Here is a 2,216-nt window from a genome sequence, read left to right as displayed (position 1 = left end):
CAGGTCGGACTGGGGCGACAGTTCGACCGATGCCACCAGGTCGAGGTTCAGCAGCACGGCCTTCTTCGGGTTGTTTTCTTTGTCGATGCGGATAAAACGGCTCACGGATTTCCTTTTAATTCAATCCTTAACTTCTCTTAACCTGCAAGTAAACGTTGTTCAACTCATTGGCAGCGCACGTTAAATAATGTCCCCAATGTTAAATTCAGTAGTCACCCTCGCCTAGCTCTTCTGCTTTTTCAAATTCGTTTTCACTCTCGGAAGGCACAAAAAATTTTAACTGCGGAGCATAATCCGCATCCAAAATACTTTGAAGTATCTCTCCTCGACGGAACCTATTTCCTCGGTCAATAGCAGCCCTTACTGTAGACTTATAGTACATCTCTGCAAACTCATTTGATTCGCTTCTAAAACCGTTCGCAACCGCATCAACTTCAGCAAAAAATTTTAACAGACGATCAGCAGCCCGAACTTTATCCAACTTCACTTTTCTTTTATAAAGAGCGCGGTGCACTTCAACCAATAGAGAAAATATATCGGTCTTTCTGAACGCACGCGAAGTAGGCGGCAATGTAAGACTTCTTATAAATTCAAATGTGCCATCAATTTCTATTGATAAGCTTTCGCCAGCCTCAAACGATTCATTATACCGCTCTAGAAAATCTTGAATTTCGTCGTCGCGATTAAAGTAAGTCGACAAAAATGTAGCCACGAGAACTAAACAATATCTCAAGTCCTGCATCCGTCGAACATCACTAAGTTTAAAAATTTTCCAATCCCGAAATTCCTGTCGTTCAGCTACACCTTCACAGAATTTCTTGAACGCGCCGGCGTAGCGTGCATTCTTCACTTCGATAGAATTAAGCGCATAATTCGCAGAATTAATTATCTCAAAAATTCGCCTAATTTCTTCAATTGGAAGCTTGCCGAGATCGCGGACAACGACTTCATACTCTAGAAACGCTTCTTTTTCTTCATTAGTAAGTTTAGAATATGGGAGCAATCCTTTTCCAAGTCGAAGGTCAGGCAACCCCTTAAAATATTGGTATAGTGTAGTTACACGCTGCTGACCATCCACTAAATATTCCGTAGCTGCACCGGTGTCTGGATTAAGGCTCCCAGCACAAACATAAATTTCAGGGAATGGATAACCATGAACTACAGTGAATAAGAAGTTAAGTTTATCTTCATTGGTCCAAACCATCCTTCGCTGGAAATCTGGACGCGGGTTTAACTTCTGCTCTGTAATCGCAGTCATTAATTGATGTACCCTACGGTTCGTCGCCGATGTTTTCATTTTAATCCGCTTGATTGAAGATGTTCTTGCAACCCTAAAAGACCTGAAATTTGATACTGCCGAAGAAAAAAGTCATTATAATAAAGACCACCTCGGATTTTTAATCTACCGAATTCTTCCATCGAAGACAGGTTATTAAAAAATTCCCACCATTTCTTACATGTCGTATAGTTAGAGCTTGACGGCATTTTATCTGGACGAACCCAGCCACTGTAATGATAATGCCGAAATTCGGCAAAGTCATAATACTCCCTAGCTTGCTCCATCAAAAACACTTCTTCCCAAATTCTAGAAAAAAGGGAATCTGAAATAATTGCAACATCAATGTCTGATTTGCTACTAAAATACTTAAAATACTGACCAGGCTTGGGACTAAAGCCAAGCTTTGCTGACCCAACAACGATAACTTCTGTTTCAGCAACACCAAAATTATTGGCAATAAGTTCTCGGAGCATTTTCTCATTCCCCCCCAGCAGTGATATATCTGGAGGAAGAATGAAATCTTCGTAAACACGTTGCGCACCAAGCGTCTGAAGCGCTATTTTGAACTCCTCTACGCGCTTAGCGAGTTCTTGTCGTTGTTGCGATCTATTAGCCGTCACCGTCATGTGTAGTGTTGTTGTAAGACTATTATTGATAGCAAACGATTTTAGAACACAATGAATTTAGGAATAAATACCAATCCTAATTGCTGTTCATTTAATCAACGTTTAATAGATGCAAAATTTGAACTTAGAATGCTAATTTTACGTTCAAATTTTTCTCGATCCACGCGTGCGCATCTTCGACGCTATCGAAGTGCACGGTGGCGATCACCGTCTTGTCGTGCGCCAGGCAGCTGACGAACATGCGCTTTTCGTCGGCCGAACTGAGCAGGTCGGACTGGGGCGACAGTTCGACCGATGCCACCAGGTCGAGG

3 protein-coding genes are annotated in these 2,216 nt (G+C 41.9%); all 3 read right to left on the bottom strand.

Annotation, left to right across the window (positions count from 1 at the left end):
- Nucleotides 1–205: 205 nt before the first annotated feature.
- Nucleotides 206–1,258, bottom strand: coding sequence for a DUF262 domain-containing protein (locus tag IFT60_RS26125; RefSeq protein ID WP_192057017.1), 1,053 nt, complete (start codon nt 1,256–1,258; stop codon nt 206–208).
- Between the two features lie 35 nt (nt 1,259–1,293).
- Complete coding sequence (locus tag IFT60_RS26120; protein ID WP_192057016.1) at nt 1,294–1,905, bottom strand: hypothetical protein; 612 nt, start codon at nt 1,903–1,905, stop codon at nt 1,294–1,296.
- Between the two features lie 124 nt (nt 1,906–2,029).
- The coding region (locus IFT60_RS26115) for a hypothetical protein (protein WP_192057015.1) at nt 2,030–2,216 on the bottom strand (187 nt) is incomplete at its 5' end.

It is taken from the genome of Massilia sp. CFBP 13721 (assembly GCF_014842025.1).
Taxonomy (GTDB): Bacteria; Pseudomonadota; Gammaproteobacteria; order Burkholderiales; family Burkholderiaceae_D; genus Telluria.
This window is presented reverse-complemented; position numbering and strand designations above follow the sequence as displayed.